Origin of the sequence: Stappia sp. TSB10GB4 (genome assembly GCF_900185745.1) — a bacterium.
GTDB lineage: Bacteria > Pseudomonadota > Alphaproteobacteria > Rhizobiales > Stappiaceae > Stappia.
Window position 1 is genome coordinate 36,073 of sequence record NZ_FYAV01000073.1, and the last position, 19,627, is coordinate 55,699.

Sequence of the window (19,627 nt, forward strand, 5' to 3'; positions counted from 1 at the left end):
TTTACTCCGCGGCCTCTGCCGCGCGTGCCTTGGCGAGGGCCGAACACTCGGCCATCGTCGCGGAGGCCCGCGCGATCGGATTGGTAAGGTAGAAGTCGGTGATCGCCGGCTGGAACGCCTCGCCGGTCATCTTGCCGCCGAGCGCGGCCGCCTTCGCGGTGCCCGCGCCGCCATCGCTGTCGATGGCATCGATGCCGGCCATCAGCGGATGCGCCGCATAGAGCGCCTTGCGCAGGTCCTCGAGCGAATCGAACGGCAGCGCCGCGCCGAGCTGGGCCGACAGCGCCCGCAGGATCGCCCAGTCCTCGCGCGCCTCGCCCGGCGGGAAGGCGGCACGCTCGCCGAGCTGCACCCGCCCTTCCGTGTTGACGAAGGTGCCCGACTTCTCGGTATAGGCCGCCCCCGGCAGGATCACGTCGGCGCGATGCGCGCCGCGGTCGCCATGGGTGCCGATATAGACGACGAAGGCCCCGCCAAAGGCGCCCATGTCCATCTCGTCGGCGCCGAGCAGGACCACGACGTCCATCGCGCCCTCGCCGGCCGCCTGCTGGATCGCCGCCGTGCCCTTGCCGCCCTCGCCCGGCACGAAGCCGATGTCGAGGCCGCCGACGCGGGCCGCCGCCGTGTGCAGAACCGAGAAGCCGTTCCAGTCGGGACCGACCGCGCCGACCGACTGCGCCAGCGCGGCCGCCGCCGACAGCACGGCGGCGCCATCGCTGCGCGACAGCGCGCCCTGGCCGACGATGATCAGCGGACGCTCGGCGTCCTTGAGAACCTTTGCGAAACCGTGCTTGCCGGCCACCAGATCCACCAGCGTCTCGGCGCCCGCGCCGAGATAGTTTGCCGGATAGGTCAGGTCGGCCGGCTGGCCGATGACGCCGACGGGGAGCGGGCCCATGCGCATGCGCTTGCGGATGCGCGAATTCAGCACCGGCGCCTCGAGCCGCGGGTTGGAGCCGATGATCAGCACCGCGTCCGCGTCCTCGATGCCCTCGATCGTCGCGTTGAACAGGTAGGAGGACCGGCCGAGCGCCGGATCCAGCGCCGTGCCGTCCTGGCGGCAGTCGAGATTAGCCGAGCCGAGCGCCGTCATCAGGCTCTTCAGCGCGAACATTTCCTCGACGCTGGCGAGATCGCCGGCGATCGCCGCGAGCTTGTCCGGGCTCGACGCCTTGACCCTGGCGGCGATGGCCGCGAAGGCCTCACCCCAGCTCGCCGGGCGCAGCCGGCCGTCGACGCGCACATACGGGCGGTCGAGGCGCTGGGTCTTCAGTCCGTCCCAGATGTAGCGGGTCTTGTCGGAGATCCACTCCTCGTTGACCGCCTCGTTGAGACGCGGCAGCACGCGCATGACCTCGCGGCCGCGGGTGTCGACGCGGATCGCCGAGCCGACCGCGTCCATCACGTCGATGCTCTCGGTCTTCTTCAGCTCCCAGGGCCGGGCCTGGAAGGCATAGGGCTTGTGGGTCAGCGCGCCGACCGGGCACAGGTCAACGACGTTGCCCTGCATTTCCGAGGACAGCGCCTGTTCCAGGTAGGAGGTGATCTCCGCGTCCTCGCCCCGGCCGATCAGGCCGAGATCGGCAACGCCGCAGACCTCCGTGGTGAAACGGACGCAGCGCGTGCAATGGATGCAGCGCGTCATGATCGTCTTCACCAAGGGGCCGATATACTTGTCCTCGACGGCGCGCTTGTTCTCCGCGTAGCGCGAGGAATCGACGCCATAGGCCATCGCCTGGTCCTGCAGGTCGCACTCGCCGCCCTGATCGCAGATCGGGCAGTCGAGCGGATGGTTGATCAGCAGGAATTCCATCACGCCCTCGCGGGCCTTCTTGACCATCGGGGTCTTGGTGAAGACCTCCGGCGGCTCGCCGTTAGGGCCTGGACGCAGGTCGCGCACGTTCATGGCGCAGGAGGCCACCGGCTTCGGCGGTCCGCCCTTCACCTCGACCAGGCACATGCGGCAGTTGCCGGCGATCGACAGCCGGTCGTGGAAACAGAAGCGCGGCACCTCGGCACCCGCCGCCTCGCAAGCCTGCAGCAGCGTGTAGTCCTGCGGAACCTCGATCTCCTTGCCGTCGACAAAGATCGTCTTGTTCATGCCTTGCTGCCCTCGCGGCTTGCCCGCAGCGCCCTTGTTGCGCGCGAACGTGTCGTTCTGTTTCCCGCGGCCATCTCTACGGCCGCCTTACTGTGCCGCCGCCAGCGACTGCGCCGGCTTGCGGCTCTTGGCCACATACTGGTCGATGCGTTCCTCGATCACCGGGCGGAAGTTCTTGATCAATCCCTGGATCGGCCAGGCGGCCGCATCACCGAGGGCACAGATCGTATGGCCTTCCACCTGCTTGGTGACGTCGAAGAGCATGTCGATCTCTTCCTTGGAGGCATTGCCCGCCACCATCCGCTCCATCACCCGCCACATCCAGCCCGTGCCCTCGCGGCACGGGGTGCACTGGCCGCAGCTCTCGTGCTTGTAGAAATACGAGAGCCGGGCAATCGCCTTGATGATGTCGGTGGAGCGGTCCATCACGATCACCGCCGCCGTGCCGAGGCCCGATCCCAGCCCGCGCAGGCTGTCGAAATCCATCGGACAGTCGATGATGTTCTCGGCCGTCACGCAAGGCACCGACGAGCCGCCGGGGATCACCGCGAGCAGGTTGTCCCAGCCGCCGCGAATGCCGCCGCAATGGCGCTCGATCAGCTCGCGGAAGGGGATGCCCATCTCCTCCTCGACCGTGCAGGGACGGTTGACGTGGCCGGAGACGCAGAACAGCTTGGTGCCGGCATTGTTCGGCTTGCCGAGCCCGGCGAACCAGGCAGCGCCGCGGCGCAGGATCGTCGGGGCAACGGCGATCGACTCGACGTTGTTCACCGTCGTCGGGCAACCGTAGAGGCCGACATTGGCCGGGAACGGCGGCTTCAGCCGCGGCTGGCCCTTCTTGCCCTCCAGGCTCTCCAGCAGCGCGGTTTCCTCGCCGCAGATATAGGCGCCGGCGCCGTGATGGACATAGATGTCGAAGTCGTAGCCGTTCTTGTTGTTCTTGCCGATCAGCCCGGCCTCATAGGCCTGGTCGATCGCCGCCTGCAGGCGCTCGCGCTCGCGGATGAACTCGCCGCGCACATAGATGTAGGCGGCGATGGCGCCCATCGCGTAGCCGGCGATCAGACAGCCCTCGACCAAGGTGTGCGGATCGTGGCGCAGGATCTCGCGGTCCTTGCAGGTGCCGGGCTCCGACTCGTCCGCATTGACGACGAGATAGGCCGGACGCCCGTCCGACTCCTTCGGCATGAACGACCACTTGAGTCCGGTCGGGAAGCCCGCGCCGCCGCGCCCGCGCAGGCCCGACGTCTTCATCTCGTTGATGATCCAGTCGCGGCCCTTGTCGATGAGGCCCTTGGTGCCGTCCCAGTGGCCGCGCTGGCGCGCGCCATCGAGGCCCCAGTCGTGCAGGCCGTAGATATTGGTGAAGATCCGGTCCTGATCCTTCAGCATCGCGATCCCCTTCCCTTACGACTCGTTGGTCGGCGCATCGCCGCTGCCGGCGCGCCTGGAGAACTCGGTTTCGCCGCCGGCCGCCAGGATCTTGGCCTGGGCGATCCAGTCCTCGCGGTCGATACGCCCCTTGAACCTCAGCCGTGTGTCGACCCAGGCCTTGTTCTCCTCGGTCCAGGAGGCGATCTGGTCGAAATGATAGACGCCGAGCTCGTTGAGGATGCCCTCGATCTTCGGGCCGACGCCCTTGATCCGCTTCAGATTGTCGGCCGTGCCGCCGCGCGCGCCCTCCAGCAGCTCAGGCCGCGTCTCGCCGGCGACGCCGCCGGCAAGGTCGAGGCTGGTCTGCGGGCTCTCATGGCCCTTGACGGCGGAGATGGGGCGTCCCGCCTCCATCGGCTTGGGTCCCGGATCATCGGCCGGCACGCGCGGAAGCGTCGTCACGATCTCCGGCTTGGCCTCGGGCTTGGCGAGGTCGGCGGGCTTGCCGGGCCGGGGCGCCGGCGCCTTGGTGCTGGGGCTGGTCGCCTCGGCCGCGCCCGGAACGCCGTTATAGTCGCTGCCGCCGGCATTGATCGAGGTACCGGCGAAGGCATGCGAGGCCGCTTCCGCGCCGTTCACCACTGCGGGGAGCGGATCACCGCCGCGGGTCGTGTCGGCAAGGCCGGTCAGCGTCGTCGCGCCGCCCTCCGGCGCGCCGAAGCGGCGGCCGTTCTGCGGGCCCGGCGTCACCTCGCGCCCGGCGGAAATGTCATCGATGAGCTGTTCCAGGCTCTCCGGCGTCAGGTCCTCGTAGGTGTCCTTGAAGATCTGCACCATCGGCGCGTTGACGCAGGCGCCAAGGCACTCGACCTCTTCCCAGGAGAAATCGCCGTCCGCCGACAGCTCGTGCGCATGAGCGGCGATCTTCGACTTGCACACCCGGATCAGGTCTTCGGCGCCGCGCAACTGGCAGGGCGTCGTGCCGCAGACCTGGATATGCGCCTTCTTGCCGACCGGGGCGAGCTGGAACATCGTGTAGAAGGTCGCGACCTCCAGCACGCGGATGTCCGGCATGCCGAGCATTTCGGCGACATAGCGGATCGCCGGCTCGGGCAGCCAGCCGTCATGCTGTTCCTGCGCCCGCCACAGCAGCGGGATCACCGCCGAGGCCTGCCGGCCGTCGGGATAGCGCGCGATGATGTTCCTGGCCCATTCCAGATTGGCCGCCGTGAAGGCGAAGCTCGCGGGCTGCTCAGGGTGAAGGCGACGAACGGCCATTACCGGTCAACCTCTCCGAACACGATGTCGAGGGAGCCGAGCACCGCCGACACGTCGGCCAGTTGGTGTCCACGGCACATGAAATCCATCGCCTGCAGATGGGCAAAGCCGGGGGCCTTGATCTTGCAGCGATAGGGCTTGTTGCTGCCGTCGGCGACGAGATAGACGCCGAACTCGCCCTTCGGCGCCTCGACGGCCGCATAGACCTCGCCTTCCGGCACGCGGTAACCTTCCGTGTAGAGCTTGAAGTGGTGGATCAGCGCTTCCATCGAGCGCTTCATCTCGCCGCGCTTGGGCGGAACCACCTTGCCGTCGACCGACGACACCGGCCCCTTTTCCACCGTCAGCTTCTCCAGGCACTGCTTCATCAGCCGCACCGACTGGCGCATCTCTTCCATGCGGATCAGATAGCGGTCGTAGCAGTCGCCGTTCTTGCCGATCGGGATGTCGAAATCGAGTTCGGCATAGCACTCATAGGGCTGCGCCTTGCGCAGGTCCCAGGCCGCGCCCGACCCGCGCACCATGACGCCGGAGAAGCCGCGCGCCCAGGCGTCCTCCAGCGACACCACGCCGATATCGACGTTGCGCTGCTTGAAGATGCGGTTGTCGGTCAGGAGGCCCTCGATGTCGTCGAGCGTCTGCAGGAACGGATCGCAGAAGTCCCAGATGTCGTCGAGCAGATCCTTCGGCAGGTCCTGGTGCACGCCGCCCGGCCGCACATAGGCGGCATGCATGCGCGAGCCCGAGGCGCGCTCGTAGAACACCATAAGCTCCTCGCGCGGCTCGAAGCCCCACAGCGGCGGGGTCAGCGCGCCGACGTCGAGCGCCTGCGTCGTCACGTTGAGCAGGTGCGACAGCAGCCGGCCGATCTCCGAATAGAGCACGCGGATGAGCTGGCCGCGCTTGGGCACGGTGATGCCGAGCATCTTCTCGACCGCCAGCGCGAAGGCATGCTCCTGGTTCATCGGCGCGACATAGTCGAGCCGGTCGAAATAGGGCACAGCCTGCAGGTAGGTCTTGTGCTCGATCAGCTTCTCGGTGCCGCGATGCAGCAGGCCGATATGCGGATCGACGCGCGTCACCACCTCGCCGTCCAGCTCCAGCACAAGGCGCAGCACGCCGTGCGCCGCCGGATGCTGCGGGCCGAAATTGATGTTGAAGTTGCGGACCTGAGCCTCTGCCATCGGCTGCCTCAATTGGTCTTGGCTTTTTCGTCGCCGGGCAGGATGTAGTCCGCACCCTCCCAAGGCGACATGAAGTCGAAGTCGCGGAATTCCTGGGTGAGCCGCACCGGCTCATACACCACCCGCTTCTTCTCGTCGTCGTAGCGAACCTCGACATAGCCCGTCAGCGGGAAATCCTTGCGCAGCGGGTGGCCGTCGAAGCCGTAGTCGGTCAGGATGCGGCGCAGGTCCGGATGGCCGGAGAACAGCATGCCATACATGTCATAGGCCTCGCGCTCGAACCATTCCGCGCCGGGGAACACGTCGACGATGGAGGGCACCGGCGTCTCCTCGTCGGCCATCACCTTGACGCGGATGCGCAGGTTCTGCTTCGGCGACAGGAAGTGGTAGACCACGTCGAAGCGGTTGTCCCGCTTCGGCCAGTCGACGCCGCACAGGTCCGTCAGGTTGACGAACTGGCAACTGGAATCGTCGCGCAGGAACCGCACCACCTGGACGATCTCGGAAGCCCGCGCGACGAGCGTCAGCTCCCCATACGCGACCTTGTAGCCGTCGAGGGCATCGCCCAGATGCGCCTGAATGTGTTCGCCAAGCTCGGCGAGCGTCTCGTCCATGATCCTGACCCGTCTAGTCGCTTGCGGGAGGCGCGCCGGCCGGGCCGGCGCTCCGCTGGCGGCGTTCAGCGTTCGATCGTTCCGGTGCGGCGGATCTTCTTCTGCAGCAGAAGAACGCCGTAGAGCAGCGCCTCGGCGGTCGGGGGACAGCCGGGAACATAGATGTCGACCGGCACCACCCGGTCGCAGCCGCGCACCACCGAATAGGAGTAGTGGTAATAGCCGCCGCCATTGGCGCAGGAGCCCATGGAGATGACATAGCGCGGCTCCGGCATCTGGTCATAGACCTTGCGCAGGGCCGGAGCCATCTTGTTGGTCAGCGTGCCGGCGACGATCATCACGTCCGACTGGCGCGGCGAGGCGCGCGGCGCGAAGCCGAAGCGCTCGGCGTCATAGCGCGGCATCGACATCTGCATCATCTCGACCGCGCAGCAGGCGAGACCGAAGGTCATCCACATCAGCGAGCCGGTGCGCGCCCACTGGATCAGATTGTCGGTGGCGGTGACGACGAAGCCCTTGTCGGCCAGTTCGTCGTTGATCTCCATGAAGAACGGATCGTTCGCCCCGACAGGCTTGCCGGTGGCCGGGTCCAGGACGCCCTTCGGGGCCTGGGCGATGAGCGGCTGCTGCGAGGTCAGTCCCATTCCAGGGCCCCCTTCTTCCATTCGTAGATGAAGCCGACGGTCAGCACGCCGAGGAAGGCCATCATCGACCAGAAGCCGTACCAGCCGAGATCGCCGAACGCGACCGCCCAGGGGAACAGGAATGCCACTTCCAGGTCGAAGATGATGAACAGCAGCGCGACCAGATAGAAGCGGATGTCGAACTTCATGCGCGCGTCGTCGAAGGCGTTGAAGCCGCACTCGTAGGCCGACAGCTTTTCCGAATCGGGATTCTTGTAGGCGAGCAGGAACGGCGAAATCAAAAGCGCGAGGCCGATGACGAGCGCAACCCCGATGAAGACGAGGATCGGAACGTAATCTCTCAGGAGCTCTTCCATGTCCTAATGTCCTTCCGCCGGGCCTTTTGCGCCGCGACAGCCTGCGCTGCCTGCGACATTCCCGGCCGCGCGACGCGCAGCCGGTCCCTCTCCCGGCGATTGCGGCGGATGCGCGTGGAGGCACGCTCCCGCCTGTGCCCATGGGGCACGCTTAGCCCACGCTCAATCGCAACGCAAGTCCGACGACGGTGTAATCGAAAGCGGTTTTTTTCGGGCGCGAAAGGCCCCTGCGTCAGTCTTTGCTGGAAAGCGGCGGACCATCGGCAGGCAGGCGCTTTGCGATGGCCGGCCATTCCTCCAGGAAGGCCGCGCGGGCGCGCCGCCCCGGCGAGCCGCGCTCGCGCGTCTCATCCTGCACCAGCCGCACGAAGACCAGCCGCCGCCCGTTCTCCTCGCCCTTCGCCTCGGCCCAGCCGACGAACCAGCCAAAGCCGCGCGAACGGTCGAAGCTGCCGTCGGCGCGCTGCGGATAGGCTCCGCCGGGCTTGCCCGTCAGCGTCCAGCCCTCGCCCGCATCATGCGCCGGCAGCAGGGCTTCGGCCTGCGCCTGCGCGCCCTCCGACAGCGGCAGCGTGCGGTTCAGGAGCCCGGTGAGAAACAGCGCCTGCTCGCGCGCCGAGACCGTCAGCGAGGAGGCGATCCAGGCACGCTCCAACCCGTTGTCCTGCCCCGGATCGCCTGAGAAGTCGGCATTGCCGAAGCCGAGCGCGCGCGTGCGCTGTTCCAGCACCGCATGGCCGAGCTGCCGCGCCATGCGCTGGGAGTACCAGACGACGGAATAGTCCATCCAATGCATGGGATCGACGTCGCCGCGCCAGGGATCGCCGCCCCAGTCGACCTCGCCCTTGGCCCAGGTCCACACCGGCGCATGCGCATCGCTCAGCACGCCTTCCTCGTAGCCGATAGCGGCGAGCGGCACCTTGAAGGTGGAGGCCGGCGTGACGCGAACGGCGCAGTCGCCCTCTTCCAGCAGCACCGCGCGGCTCGCCGATTCGATCACCATCGTGCAAAGGGCGCCCGCCTGCGCCGGCGCTGCAGCCCCTGGAGCGAGAGCCCCCAGAGCCAGAACCGTCAGAACCAGAACCGCGAGTGCCGTGCCCGTGATCCGCGCCATCGCTCTCCCCTCCCCACGTGGTCCGCTTGCTCCCGGCCTTGCAGCCGCACGCAAGCAGCGAAGCGGCCACGCAATTGTTGCGACAATGTGTCCGGGCGCGGCTTGCGCACAGGAGACGCACGAACGTCCGCACGCAAAGTGACGACGCGGCCCGAAGGCCTGTCGGTCGCCCGTGCGTCCGGTCTGGATAAGTCTGGACTGTCAGGAGAAAGAAAAAGGGGCGAGTGGCGCGAGTGACGGGGCTCGAACCCGCGACCTCCGGCGTGACAGGCCGGCACTCTAACCAACTGAGCTACACCCGCTCGCCCGCTTCGCAGTGCTGCGAAAGGCTCCCGTAAAAGGTGAGTGGCGCGAGTGACGGGGCTCGAACCCGCGACCTCCGGCGTGACAGGCCGGCACTCTAACCAACTGAGCTACACCCGCTCACCTCTTGGCGACGCTTGGCCGCCGGGAGTGGCGGTGATGTACGGCGCCCCGCGCGCCAAGTCAAGCGCAAGCGGCCCCGCATGTGACGATTGTGCGAAGTGGCTTGGCCCGCGCCCTCCCCGCTTGTGGAAAACGAAACGGACGCGCCCGGCAAGGCGCGTCCGTTGCAGCGTTCCGTCGCGCTCCGCGCGTGACCGGCGGGCGAAAACCGTTACAGGCTCGCGAGATACTTCATCGGGTCGACCGGCTTGTTGCCCCGGCGCAGCTCGAAGTGGAGCTGCGGCTGGCTGACCGATCCGGTGGACCCGGCCCGGGCGATGGTCTGGCCGCGCTGGACGCTGTCGCCCCGCTTCACCAGCAGCGCGCTGTTATGGGCATAGGCGGAGACCCAGCCGTCGTCGTGACGGATCAGCACCAGGTTGCCGAAGCCTTTCAGCTCGTTGCCCGAGTAGATCACCGTGCCGTTTTCCACCGATTTGATCTCGGTGCCTTCCGGCAGGGCGAGGTTGATGCCGTCATTATGCGCCCCGCCCGGCTTCGGGCCGAACTCGGAGATGATCCGCCCCCGCGCCGGCCAGCGGAACCGCCGCTCGCCATTGGCGGCCGGCGCCGGCTCGCTGTCCTGGGTAACCGCGACCGGCGCCACCGGAGCCGGTTCGCTGCGGGCGACCGCCGGGGTGACCGGCGTCGTCGGAGCGGCGGCGACCGGCTGGGTCGGCCGGCTGGACAGGGCGGAGGGCTTGCTCTTGGGCTGGCTGCCACTGGCCTTGCCAGGCTGCGCCGAGGTCGCGGCGGCGACCCGTGCGCCGGGCTTTGCCTGCGGCCGCGGCGCACTGGCAAGCGTGCCGTTGCCGGAAATCGATCCGGTGACGCCCGGCGAGCCGCCGGCCGCCGGCAGGCGCGTCGGCTGCGCCGGGGCGGCGGCCGCGACATTCGGGGCGCCGTGCACATAGGTCGGGATGGTCACCCGCTGGCCGGCGGCGAAACCGTCGTTCGGCCCGACGCCGTTGATGTCGGCCAGCACGTTCTGGGGAATGCCGTAGCGCCGCGACAGGCCGGAGACCGTATCGCCCTGGCGGGCCGTCACCTGGGTGGCGCCCGCCGTCGTCCAGCCGCGCACCGTGCGCACCGGCGCGCCGTCCGGCGCCGCCGTGGCGCTGGCCGGCAACGAGGCCTGCGCGGGCGCCGGGGCCGTGCTGCGCATCGGAGTGATCGAGCCGGTCGAGACCTGCTGGTTGGCGCCTGGCGGCGGCGGCAGCGTCGACCGCTGCACCGCGCTGGCGCTCTGGCTGGGACCGGCCACCACGCTGTCGTAGCTCGGCTGGGATTTGCTGCCCAGCATCGCGCGCTGATTGTCGGTATTGCCGGTGAAGATCGGCTCCGCGAACCGCTCGACGCCGCCGCTGCAGGCTCCCGCGAGCGCGGCAAGCACGAGCACCACGGCAGTCTGCGCAAGCAGTCGGGATCTGGGGCGAAGAACCTGCATTGTCATGGCGCTACTCGGACTGAAGACACCTGAGTTCATGATGTCGATTAAATGCCGGTAACGTTGATAAAGACTTAAAGTCGCTGCTTCGCCGTAAACCAATTTGCGTTTTGTGCCGGAACTCTCGCACGCGCCCTGCCGCCCCTCGCAGCGCCCAAGCGCGATTACAGCCGGCTGGCGACCCCTTCGACCAGCGGCACGAAGCGCACGTCCGCCAGCACCTTTTCCGACAGCCGGCCGCCCTGTTTCTCCGCCAGCACCAGCCGCTGGATGCTGCCGCTCGGCCCGCGCGGCATGATCAGCTTGCCACCCTCGGCCAGTTGCTCGACCAGCGCGGCGGGGATTTCGGGGCCGGCGGCGGTGACGATGATGCGGTCGAACGGCGCCTGCTCCGCAAGGCCCTCCATGCCGTCGCCGTGATGCACCCGCACCGTGTCGATGCGCAGCGAGGCCAGCCGCTCGCGCGCGAGGTCCACCAGGGTGCGGTAGCGTTCGATGCTGTGCACCTCGCCCGCCATCAGGCCGAGGATCGCCGCCTGGAAGCCGGAGCCGGTGCCGATCTCCAGCACCTTGTGGCCGGGCTGGACGTCCAGCGCATCGGTCATCCGCGCGACGAGGCTCGGCTGCGAGATGGTCTGGCCGCATTCGATGGGAAGCGCGGTGTCCTCGCCCGCGTGGCGCTGCAGCTCGGCCGACAGGAACAGCCGGCGCGGCACCCGCTCCATCGCCGAGAGCAGCCGCGTGTTGCGGATGCCCTGCGAGCGCAGGCGCAGGATCAGCGCGGCGGTCGCCTCGCGGTCGGCCTCCGCCTGCCGCTCGGCGGCGCTGCGCGGGTCCTCGCCATCGGCGGACCAGCCGTTCTCGCGGCCGTCTCCCGTATCGCTCACCAGCCTCTCCTCCCTCGGCCATCGCCGGCCGGGGGCGCGAGACGCGCCGTCAGCCGAGCAGGTCCTTCAGTTCGCCGAGCAGGTCGTGCGCCGTCAAGTCCAGCTTCAGCGGCGTCACCGAAATCCGGTTGTGCGCCATCGCCGAAAGGTCGGTGTCGCGCGGCGGATCCTCCTGGGCGCTGCGGAAGCCGAGCCAGAAATAAGGCACGCCGCGCGCGTCGGTGCGCGCATCGACGCCGAGTTCGCTGACCTTGCGCTTGCCCTGGCGGGTCACCTCGATGCCCTCGACCTCCTCCGCGCGACAGGCCGGGAAGTTGACGTTGAGCAGCGTGTCGGGCGGGAAGCTGAAGCCCAGCAGCCGGTCGATCAGCGCCGGCCCGTGGGCGAGAGCGCAGGAATAGTCGGCCGGCGCCCCCTTCGCCCAGGCGACGCCCTGCGACAGGGCGATGGAGCGCACGCCCATCAGCGTGCCTTCCATGGCGCCGGCAATGGTGCCGGAATAGGTCACGTCGTCGGCCGCGTTCTGCCCGCGGTTGACGCCGGACAGGATCAGGTCCGGCCGCTTGTCGGTCAGGATCTCGCGCACGCCCATGATGACGCAGTCGGTCGGCGTGCCGCGCACGGAGTAGCGGCGATCGCCCATTTCCCGCAGGCGCAGCGGATCATGCAGGGTCAGCGAATGGGCGACGCCCGACTGGTCGGTCTCCGGCGCCACCACCCACACGTCGTCGGTCAGCTCCCGGGCGATCTGTTCCAGCGCGGCGAAGCCGGCCGCGTGGATGCCGTCGTCATTGGTCAGCAGGATACGCATCACAGCCCCTCGATCATGTCGATGCCGCCCATATACGGCCGCAGCGCCTCGGGCACCGTGATGCTGCCGTCGGCGTTCTGGTAGTTTTCGAGCACGGCGATCAGCGCGCGGCCGACGGCAAGGCCGGAGCCGTTCAGCGTGTGGACGAACCTCAGGCCCTTCTCGCCCTGCGGGCGATAGCGCGCGTTCATCCGCCGGGCCTGGAAGTCGCCGCAGACCGAGCAGCTCGAAATCTCGCGATAGGCGTCCTGCCCCGGCAGCCAGACCTCGATGTCATAGGTCTTGCGCGCGCCGAAGCCCATGTCGCCGGCCGACAGCGCCATCACCCGGTAGGGCAGGCCGAGCCGCTTCAGCACCTCTTCGGCGCAGCCGGTCATCCGCTCCAGTTCGTCGAGCGAGTCTTCCGCGCGGGTCACCGACACCAGCTCGCATTTCCAGAACTGGTGCTGGCGCAGCATGCCGCGCACGTCGCGCCCGGCCGAGCCGGCTTCCGAGCGGAAGCACGGGGTCAGCGCGGTGACGCGCAAGGGCAGTTCCGCCTCGTCCAGCGTCTCGCCGGCCACCATGTTGGTCAGCGGCACCTCGGCGGTCGGGATCAGCCAGCGCCCGTCGGTGGTCTTGAAAAGGTCCTCGGCGAATTTCGGAAGCTGCGAGGTGCCGTAGAGCGCCTCGTCGCGCACCAGCAGCGGCGGCGACACTTCCATATAGCCGTGCTCGCCGGTCTGCAGGTCCATCATGAACTGGCCGAGCGCCCGCTCCAGCCGGGCAAGCCGGCCCTGCAGCAGGACAAAACGCGCGCCGGCGATGCGCGCGGCCCGCTCGAAGGCAAGGCCCGGCAGCGCGCCGGCGATCTCGAAATGCTCTTTCGGCTGGAAGTCGAAGGCCCGCGGCGTGCCGACACGGCGCACTTCCACATTGTCGCTCTCGTCCTTGCCGTCCGGCACGTCGTCATGCGGCATGTTGGGCAGCACCGACAGGGCATCCTGCAGTTCGGCATCGATCTGCCGCTCCTGCTCCTCGCCCTGCTGGATCTTCGCCTTGAGGCTCGCCACCTCGTCGATCACCGCCTGGGCGGCGGCCTCGTCGCCGGAGGCCTTCGCCTTGCCGATCTCGCGCGAGGCGGCATTGCGCCGCTCCTGCGCCTGTTGCAGCTCGGCGACGAGCGCCCGCCGCCGGTCGTCGATGGCGATCAGCCGCGCCGCCTGCGGCCCCAGCCCGCGCCGGTTCATGGCGCGGTCGAAGGCCGCCGCATTGTCGCGGATCCACTTGATGTCGAACATGAGAAACCCCGGGATAGCTGCCGGCGCGCCGTGATGGCGGATCGTCCGTCGCAGCCCCGGGTCAGGCCTCCGCCTCGGCGGCGGCCTCCCGCTCGGCCCGCTTCTTCTCGACCAGCCTGACGCAGATGATGGACACTTCGTAGAGAAGCAGGGTGGGAAGTGCAAGGCCGATCTGGCTGATCGGGTCCGGCGGGGTCAGCACCGCCGCCGCGACGAAGGCGACGACGATGGCATACTTGCGCTTGGTCCTCAGCCCGTCGGCGCTGACCAGGCCGACACGGCCGAGCAGGGTCAGCAGCACCGGCAACTGGAACACCAGGCCGAAGGCGAAGATCAGCGTCATGATCAGGCCGAGATACTCGCTCACCCGCGCCATGAGCTGGATCTTGGCGGTGCCGCCCGAGCCGTCCTGCTCCATCGACAGGAAGAAGCCCATGGCGAGCGGCATCACCAGGAAGAACACCAGCGAGGCGCCGATGGCGAACAGGATCGGCGTCGCCACCAGGAACGGCAGGAAGGCGCCGCGCTCGTGCTTGTAGAGGCCGGGGGCGACGAACATGTAGAGCTGGCCGGCGATCACCGGGAAGGCGACGAACAGCGCGCCGAAGAAGGCGAGCTTCAACTGGGTGAAGAACAGCTCCTGCGGCGCGGTATAGATCATCTCCACCGGATGGCCGGCGGCATTCTCATACGGGATGATGAGGATGTTGTAGATGTCCTTGGCGAAATAGAAGCACACGAGGAACGCGATCAGCGTCGCCACCACCGACTTCAGCAGCCGGCTGCGCAGTTCGATCAAGTGCTCGATGAGCGGCGCCTTGGAGGCGTCGATGTCTTCCTGGCTCATGCCGTCCTGTCACTCGCCGTGTTGGCCGCCGCCGTATTGGCTGTCGTCGTGTTGGCCGTGTCGCTGTCGGACGGCGTCGCGGCGTCCTGCGCGCTCTCCGAGGCTGCCTCGCCCGAAGCCGCGTTTCCCGGCTTGGCGGTTTCCGCAGCCGGCACCGCTGGCGCGGCGGTCTCCGCCGGCTTCTTCGGCGCCGGTTTCGGCGTCTTGAAATCCGCCTCGATGGACTTCTTGATGTCGCCGAGCGGGTCGAAATTCGCCGCCTTTTCGACCTGCTTCTTCATGTCGGCGATGTCGGCCTGCTGCTCGGCCTCGCGCAAGGCCTCGTTGAAGGTCGACTGGAACTCGCCGGCCATCCGCCGCACCTTGCCGATCGTCTGGCCGAACGTGCGCAGCATGCGCGGCAGGTCCTTCGGTCCCACGACAAGGATCATGACGACCGCGACAACAATCAGTTCCGTCCAGCCGATGTCGAACATCTCGGTCCGTTTTCCGCGCTCGAAAGGTCAGTGTCCGCGTCCACGCGCCGCCCTGACGGGCGGACTGCGGGCCGGTCCCCGGGTGCCGCTGGTGCTCAGCCGGCCTGGGACTTGTCCTCGGACTTGCTGGTGACCACGGTCTCGTCGGCCTTGTGATCGATCGTCTTGCGACTGGCGGTCTCCGCCTCGTCGTCCTCGTTGAGCCCCTTCTTGAAGCTCTTGATGCCCTTGGCGACGTCGCCCATGAGCTCGGAGATCTTGCCGCGGCCGAACAGCAGAACAACGATCACCGCGATGATCAGGATCTGCCAAATGCTGATACCCATACGCCCAACTCCCTGGTCTTCCGGTGCACGCGCCCCGGCGCGGCACTATTGCAACAAAGCGGTCGCCACCGCAACCGAACCCTCGGCCCTATTCCGCGCGCTCGCGCGGGAAGGCGATCACGTCGCGCGCGTCGAGGCGCACCCCGACATCCATGCCGACGGCGAAGCGGCCGCCGTCGCGGATCCTGGCGTGGAGCGGCAGGTCGAGCCCCTCCACCGCCACTTCCACCAGGTCCACCTCGCCGATGAAGCGCCGGCGCGTGATGCGCCCGCGCAGGCCCTCGCCCGGCTCGCCGAGCAGAATACCTTGCGGACGCACGCAGACATCGGCCGCCATGCCCTTGGCAAGGCCGGGCGCGGCGAAGCGGCCGAAGGCGGTCTCCACCTCGTTGTCGCCGGCAACCGCCTCCAGCTCGTTCAGCTCGGAGAAGAACCGCGCGGCGAACATGTCGACCGGCCGGTTGTAGATGTCGTCGGCGCTGCCGACCTGCACCAGGCGGCCCTTGCGCATCAGGGCGATCCGGTCGCCCATGCGCATCGCCTCCTCCGGATCGTGGGTGACCATCACGCAGGTCGCCCGCGTCTCGCGCAGCACCGCCAGCGTCTCGTCGCGCACCGTGTCGCGCAGGCGCCGGTCGAGGCCGGAGAACGGCTCGTCCATCAGCAGCACGCCGGGCCGCGGGGCAATCGCCCGCGCCAGCGCCACGCGCTGCTGCTCGCCGCCCGACAGCGCATGCGGATAGTCGTTGGCATGCGCGGCAAGGCCGACCCTGGTCAGCGCCGTCAGCGCGGTTTTCCGTGCCTCCGCCCGCGCCAGATGGGTCAGGCCGAAGGCGACGTTCTCGGCGATCGTCAGATGCGGGAACAGCGCATAGTCCTGGAACATCAGGCCGACGCCGCGCCGCTCCGGCGGCAGGAACGCCTGCGGCCCCGCAACTTCCCGCTCGTTGATCAGCACCCGCCCGGCCGACTGCCGCTCCACTCCGGCGGCGATCCGCAGCAAGGTGGTCTTGCCGCAGCCGGAATGGCCGAGCAGGCACAGCACCTCGCCCGGCTCCACCGTCAGCGACACCGAGCGCACCGCCGCCAGATGGCCATAGGCATGGCTTACCGCCTCGAAGGCGAGCCGCGCGGCGATCGTCGCGCCGGCGGTGCCACGGGTGCCCCAGCGCGGTGCCGGGGTCTCGGCGGGAAGGGCTTTAGCCGTTGCGGTCATCTGTCGGGTCATCCTCCTGTCGGATCAGGTCGAACAGTTCGTTCTCGTCGATCGGGTCTTCCTCCTCGCGCAGCTCGGAGGAATCGTCGGGCACTGGCACGGTGAAGCCGGCCGGCACGGCGCTGTCGAGCAGGCCCGATCCCTTCAGCTCCTCCAGCCCCGGCAGATCGCCGACCGATGTCAGCATGAAATGCTCCAGGAACGCCTCCGTAGTGCCATAGGTCACCGGCCGTCCCGGCGTCCGGCGCCGCCCGCGCATGCGGATCCAGCCGGTTTCCAGCAGCACGTCGAGCGTGCCCTTGGAGGTCGAAACGCCGCGGATCTCCTCGATCTCCGCCCGCGTCACCGGCTGGTGATAGGCGATGATGGCGAGCGTCTCCAGCGCCGCGCGGGAGAGCTTGCGTTCCTCCACCTGCTCGCGCGACAGCAGATAGGCGAGATCCTCCGCCGTGCGAAAGCCGAACTTGCCGCCGATTTCCACAACATTCACGCCGCGCGTGGCATAGGCGCGGCGCAGCGCCTCTATCAGCGCGGGAACATTGGCACCTAGCGGCAACCTTGCCGCGATCTCCTCGACGCTGAGCAGGTCGCGCGAGGCGAAGAGCAGGGCCTCCACCATGCGCAGTCCGCTGTCGGGCGAGGAATCCGGCATCGCCTGCAGGTCGCCGAGCGGCAGCGCGCCGCCCTCCCCCGCCAGCAATGCGCTCTCGCCCTGTGCTGCCTGCTCCCGGCCGCTCGTCACGTCACGCCTCGTTCTCTCCGCCCTCGCCGGCCGCCGCCCCGCCGTCTCCCGGTTCCCGGTAGCCTGGCTCGCGGTCGCCCGGATCGGGCCGGCGCCGCAGGTAGAGCGGGGCGAAGGGCTCTGCCTGGCGCAATTCCAGCTCGCCCTCGCGCACGAGTTCGAGACTTGCCGAAAAGGTGCTGGCCAGCACCGTGCTCGCCTGGCTGCCGTCACCCATGTATCTTGACAGATAGGCGTCCAGCGGCACCCAGTCCATATGCAATCCGACAATCCGTGTCAGCAGGTCGCGGGCCTCCTGCAGCGACCAGACGGTGCGGCGGAGCACCTGAACGGAGGTAACCGAGGTGCGCTGGCGCTGCGCCGCATAGGCGGTCAGCAGGTCGTAGAGCGTCGCCGACCAGGCGCCGCGCCGGGAAATCGACACCGCCTCGGGCAGGCCGCGGGCGAAGATGTCCCGCCCCAGCCGGTTGCGGTTCATCAGCTTTGCCGCCGCCTGCCGCATCGCCTCCAGCCGGCGCAGGCGGAAGGCGAGCGCGGCCGCCATCTCCTCGCCCGAAAGCTGGTCCTCGTGCTTCTGCTCGGGGATCAGCAGGCGCGACTTGAGATAGGCGAGCCAGGCCGCCATCACCAGATAGTCGGCCGCCAGTTCCAGCCGCAGCCGCCGCGCCTCGGCGACGAAGTCCAGATATTGCTCGACCAAGGCCAGGATCGAGATGCGGGCGAGATCGACCTTCTGCTTGCGGGCGAGCGTCAGCAGCAGGTCGAGCGGCCCTTCGAAGCCGTCGACATCCACCACCAGCGCCGGATCGCTCAACGCGCGGTCTGCCGCGACGCTTGCCGGATCCGGATCCTCGAAAAAGGTGTCCTGCACCCCTGCCCCCAATCGGTTTCCAACCTTTTAGGACAGAGCGCGCGCCTCCGCCAGCAAGGCGTCGAATTCGGCGCGCGCTGCCCGCCGGTCGAGCGGCGCCGGCTGCGGCCTTGCCCGCAGCGCCGCCTGCGCCCGCCGCAGGGGCTCGCCGGTCAATTCCGGGCTGGCATCGGCCACAGCCGTCATCTCGGCCATCTCGCCGTTGCAGTGGAGCGCCATGTCGCACCCGGCGGCAAACAGCCGCCGCACCCGCTGGCCTACCTCGCCGCCGAGCGCCTTCATCGACAGATCGTCGCTCATCAGGAGCCCATCGAAGCCGATGGTCCCGCGAATGATCGTCTCGATCACCGGCGCCGACTGGGTCGCCGGGCGCTCGGGATCGACGGCGGTGAAGATCACATGCGCGGTCATGCCGAGCGGCAGGTCGGCCAGCGCCCGGAACGGCGCGAAATCGGTCTCCTGCAACTCGGCAAGCCCCGCCTCCACCACCGGCAACTCGTAATGGCTGTCGACGCTCGCCCGGCCATGACCGGGCATGTGCTTGATCACCGGCAGCACCCCGGCGGCGAGCAGCCCGTCTGCAAAGGCGCGGCCGATCGCCGCCACATCGTCGGCCGATGCGGCATAGGCGCGGTCGCCGATCGCCGGGCTCGTTTCGGCCACCGGCACGTCGAGGATCGGCGCGCAGTCGACCGTGATGCCCATGCCGATCAGGTCGTCGCCGATCAGCCGGCCGCCCAGGAACGCGGCCCTGAGGCCCGCCTCGCGGTCGCGGGCGAGCAGTTGCCCATAGACCGCGCCGGCCGGATAGTCGCCGACCAGCGGCGGGCGCAGGCGGCGCACCCGCCCGCCTTCCTGGTCGATCAGCACCGGCGCGTCGGCCCGCCCGACGCTCTCGCGGAAGTCGGCGCACAGCGCGGCGATCTGCTCGGACGAGTGGCAGTTGCGGCCGAACAGGATCAGGCCCCAGGGCCGCTCGCACGCCAGGAACGCGCGCTCATCCTCGCTTAAGCCCTGGCCGGCGCATCCGGTGATGAAGGCCTTGGTCATCGGCTGGAAATCCCGTTGTCGTCCGGCCGCCTCAAGGCGTCGGTCATGGGGTGGAAGGCTTGGGCTCGCGAAAACGGGCGGGCCGTTCCCCGGTCCGCCCGTTTGCATGTCTGGCCTCGCTACGGGGCGCGTTCCGTCAGTTGCGGCGCACGAAACAGTCGCCGCCGGCCGACTTCAACCGCTCGCACAGCGAGATGGCGTCGTCGCGCGACGAGGTCGGGATGCGTACCCGGTAGAAGGTGCCGCGGTCGCCGAGATCGGCCTGCTCGATCACCGGCGAGACGCCGCCGAGCACGGAGCCGTAGCGCCGCTGCAGGTCGTTGAAGGCGGTCTGCGCCTGTTCCCGGGTCCGCTGCGACGAGACCTGAACGATATAGGTGCCGGCCGGGATCGTGCCGCCGCTCGCCGCCGGCGTGGAGGCCTGTGTCGCGGGGGCCTGCGTCGCAGGGGCCTGCGTTGCCGCCGGCTGCGGCTGGGCGGGCGCCGGCGTGGTCGGCACGCGCGGGGCCTGCGCCGTCAGGTCCAGCGGCGCCTGCGGGCTGCG

20 protein-coding genes and 2 tRNA genes are annotated in these 19,627 nt (G+C 68.7%); all 22 read right to left on the reverse strand.

All coding sequences use genetic code 11. From position 1 onward, the window contains the following. Position 1 precedes the first annotated feature (1 nt). A complete protein-coding gene (gene nuoG / locus TSB10GB4_RS21100) occupies positions 2-2,101 on the reverse strand; it encodes an NADH-quinone oxidoreductase subunit NuoG (RefSeq protein WP_186397339.1) in 2,100 nt (699 codons plus the stop codon). Between the two features lie 87 nt (positions 2,102-2,188). Next, positions 2,189-3,493 (reverse strand): NADH-quinone oxidoreductase subunit NuoF, encoded by a 1,305-nt coding sequence (gene nuoF, locus TSB10GB4_RS21105; RefSeq protein ID WP_186387941.1) that lies wholly within the window; start codon positions 3,491-3,493, stop codon positions 2,189-2,191. Between the two features lie 15 nt (positions 3,494-3,508). Further along, a complete protein-coding gene (nuoE, locus tag TSB10GB4_RS21110; RefSeq protein WP_186397340.1) occupies positions 3,509-4,753 on the reverse strand; it encodes an NADH-quinone oxidoreductase subunit NuoE in 1,245 nt (414 codons plus the stop codon). Further along, positions 4,753-5,937, reverse strand: coding sequence for an NADH-quinone oxidoreductase subunit D (locus TSB10GB4_RS21115; RefSeq protein WP_186397341.1), 1,185 nt, complete (start codon positions 5,935-5,937; stop codon positions 4,753-4,755). Before TSB10GB4_RS21115 ends, nuoE begins: the two co-directional genes overlap by 1 nt. Before the next feature lie 8 nt (positions 5,938-5,945). Beyond that, positions 5,946-6,551, reverse strand: a complete 606-nt coding sequence (locus tag TSB10GB4_RS21120; RefSeq protein WP_371328927.1) for an NADH-quinone oxidoreductase subunit C — start codon at positions 6,549-6,551, stop codon at positions 5,946-5,948. Between the two features lie 65 nt (positions 6,552-6,616). Then, positions 6,617-7,195, reverse strand: coding sequence for an NADH-quinone oxidoreductase subunit B family protein (locus TSB10GB4_RS21125; protein ID WP_186387938.1), 579 nt, complete (start codon positions 7,193-7,195; stop codon positions 6,617-6,619). Next, a complete protein-coding gene (locus TSB10GB4_RS21130; protein WP_186397342.1) occupies positions 7,186-7,551 on the reverse strand; it encodes an NADH-quinone oxidoreductase subunit A in 366 nt (121 codons plus the stop codon). Before TSB10GB4_RS21130 ends, TSB10GB4_RS21125 begins: the two co-directional genes overlap by 10 nt. A gap of 232 nt (positions 7,552-7,783) precedes the next feature. Then, on the reverse strand, positions 7,784-8,665 hold the full coding sequence (locus TSB10GB4_RS21135; protein WP_186397343.1) for a class D beta-lactamase: 882 nt from the start codon (positions 8,663-8,665) through the stop codon (positions 7,784-7,786). Positions 8,666-8,890: 225 nt separating this feature from the next. After that, positions 8,891-8,967: transfer RNA gene (locus TSB10GB4_RS21140), tRNA-Asp, on the reverse strand. A gap of 44 nt (positions 8,968-9,011) precedes the next feature. Then, positions 9,012-9,088: transfer RNA gene (locus TSB10GB4_RS21145), tRNA-Asp, on the reverse strand. A gap of 214 nt (positions 9,089-9,302) precedes the next feature. Next, on the reverse strand, positions 9,303-10,532 hold the full coding sequence (locus tag TSB10GB4_RS21150) for a M23 family metallopeptidase (RefSeq protein WP_208984915.1): 1,230 nt from the start codon (positions 10,530-10,532) through the stop codon (positions 9,303-9,305). A 209-nt stretch (positions 10,533-10,741) separates the two neighbouring features. Beyond that, positions 10,742-11,464, reverse strand: a complete 723-nt coding sequence (locus tag TSB10GB4_RS21155) for a protein-L-isoaspartate(D-aspartate) O-methyltransferase (RefSeq protein ID WP_186397344.1) — start codon at positions 11,462-11,464, stop codon at positions 10,742-10,744. Positions 11,465-11,513: 49 nt separating this feature from the next. Next, complete coding sequence (gene surE / locus TSB10GB4_RS21160) at positions 11,514-12,275, reverse strand: 5'/3'-nucleotidase SurE (protein ID WP_186397345.1); 762 nt, start codon at positions 12,273-12,275, stop codon at positions 11,514-11,516. Continuing rightward, the gene (gene serS, locus TSB10GB4_RS21165) at positions 12,275-13,555 is read right to left on the reverse strand and encodes a serine--tRNA ligase (RefSeq protein ID WP_186397346.1); all 1,281 of its coding nucleotides are present in this window, start codon (positions 13,553-13,555) and stop codon (positions 12,275-12,277) included. Before serS ends, surE begins: the two co-directional genes overlap by 1 nt. 61 nt (positions 13,556-13,616) lie before the next feature. Continuing rightward, positions 13,617-14,402 carry a twin-arginine translocase subunit TatC gene (gene tatC, locus TSB10GB4_RS21170; protein ID WP_186397347.1) on the reverse strand — a complete coding sequence of 262 codons (786 nt, stop codon included), beginning with the start codon at positions 14,400-14,402 and terminating at the stop codon, positions 13,617-13,619. Then, the gene (gene tatB, locus TSB10GB4_RS21175; protein ID WP_186397348.1) at positions 14,399-14,878 is read right to left on the reverse strand and encodes a Sec-independent protein translocase protein TatB; all 480 of its coding nucleotides are present in this window, start codon (positions 14,876-14,878) and stop codon (positions 14,399-14,401) included. Before tatB ends, tatC begins: the two co-directional genes overlap by 4 nt. A 95-nt stretch (positions 14,879-14,973) precedes the next feature. Continuing rightward, positions 14,974-15,204, reverse strand: a complete 231-nt coding sequence (locus TSB10GB4_RS21180) for a twin-arginine translocase TatA/TatE family subunit (protein ID WP_186387930.1) — start codon at positions 15,202-15,204, stop codon at positions 14,974-14,976. A gap of 88 nt (positions 15,205-15,292) precedes the next feature. Further along, complete coding sequence (locus tag TSB10GB4_RS21185) at positions 15,293-16,420, reverse strand: ABC transporter ATP-binding protein (protein ID WP_186397349.1); 1,128 nt, start codon at positions 16,418-16,420, stop codon at positions 15,293-15,295. Beyond that, positions 16,404-17,072, reverse strand: coding sequence for an SMC-Scp complex subunit ScpB (scpB, locus tag TSB10GB4_RS21190; protein ID WP_186397357.1), 669 nt, complete (start codon positions 17,070-17,072; stop codon positions 16,404-16,406). The genes TSB10GB4_RS21185 and scpB overlap by 17 nt, the downstream gene beginning before the upstream one ends. A 91-nt stretch (positions 17,073-17,163) precedes the next feature. Beyond that, positions 17,164-18,033, reverse strand: coding sequence for a ScpA family protein (locus TSB10GB4_RS21195; protein WP_186387928.1), 870 nt, complete (start codon positions 18,031-18,033; stop codon positions 17,164-17,166). Positions 18,034-18,060: 27 nt separating this feature from the next. Continuing rightward, entirely contained in the window at positions 18,061-19,083 is a 1,023-nt protein-coding gene (gene nagZ / locus TSB10GB4_RS21200) for a beta-N-acetylhexosaminidase (protein ID WP_186397350.1), read from the reverse strand. Between the two features lie 136 nt (positions 19,084-19,219). Beyond that, positions 19,220-19,627 (reverse strand): SPOR domain-containing protein (locus tag TSB10GB4_RS21205; RefSeq protein ID WP_186397351.1); only part of this gene is annotated, 408 nt, incomplete at its 5' end.

Excerpts from the sequence above, each read along its gene's own strand:
- serS (WP_186397346.1), bottom strand. The coding sequence starts at position 13,555 with ATGTTCGACATCAAGTGGATCCGCGACAATGCGGCGGCCTTCGACCGC.
- TSB10GB4_RS21185 (WP_186397349.1), bottom strand. The coding sequence starts at position 16,420 with ATGACCGCAACGGCTAAAGCCCTTCCCGCCGAGACCCCGGCACCGCGC.
- TSB10GB4_RS21130 (WP_186397342.1), bottom strand. The coding sequence starts at position 7,551 with ATGGAAGAGCTCCTGAGAGATTACGTTCCGATCCTCGTCTTCATCGGG.
- tatC (WP_186397347.1), bottom strand. The coding sequence starts at position 14,402 with ATGAGCCAGGAAGACATCGACGCCTCCAAGGCGCCGCTCATCGAGCAC.
- scpB (WP_186397357.1), bottom strand. The coding sequence starts at position 17,072 with ATGCCGGATTCCTCGCCCGACAGCGGACTGCGCATGGTGGAGGCCCTG.
- TSB10GB4_RS21115 (WP_186397341.1), bottom strand. The coding sequence starts at position 5,937 with ATGGCAGAGGCTCAGGTCCGCAACTTCAACATCAATTTCGGCCCGCAG.
- tatB (WP_186397348.1), bottom strand. The coding sequence starts at position 14,878 with ATGTTCGACATCGGCTGGACGGAACTGATTGTTGTCGCGGTCGTCATG.
- nuoE (WP_186397340.1), bottom strand. The coding sequence starts at position 4,753 with ATGGCCGTTCGTCGCCTTCACCCTGAGCAGCCCGCGAGCTTCGCCTTC.
- TSB10GB4_RS21120 (WP_371328927.1), bottom strand. The coding sequence starts at position 6,551 with ATGGACGAGACGCTCGCCGAGCTTGGCGAACACATTCAGGCGCATCTG.
- TSB10GB4_RS21135 (WP_186397343.1), bottom strand. The coding sequence starts at position 8,665 with ATGGCGCGGATCACGGGCACGGCACTCGCGGTTCTGGTTCTGACGGTT.
- nuoF (WP_186387941.1), bottom strand. The coding sequence starts at position 3,493 with ATGCTGAAGGATCAGGACCGGATCTTCACCAATATCTACGGCCTGCAC.
- TSB10GB4_RS21180 (WP_186387930.1), bottom strand. The coding sequence starts at position 15,204 with ATGGGTATCAGCATTTGGCAGATCCTGATCATCGCGGTGATCGTTGTT.
- surE (WP_186397345.1), bottom strand. The coding sequence starts at position 12,275 with ATGCGTATCCTGCTGACCAATGACGACGGCATCCACGCGGCCGGCTTC.
- nagZ (WP_186397350.1), bottom strand. The coding sequence starts at position 19,083 with ATGACCAAGGCCTTCATCACCGGATGCGCCGGCCAGGGCTTAAGCGAG.
- TSB10GB4_RS21125 (WP_186387938.1), bottom strand. The coding sequence starts at position 7,195 with ATGGGACTGACCTCGCAGCAGCCGCTCATCGCCCAGGCCCCGAAGGGC.
- nuoG (WP_186397339.1), bottom strand. The coding sequence starts at position 2,101 with ATGAACAAGACGATCTTTGTCGACGGCAAGGAGATCGAGGTTCCGCAG.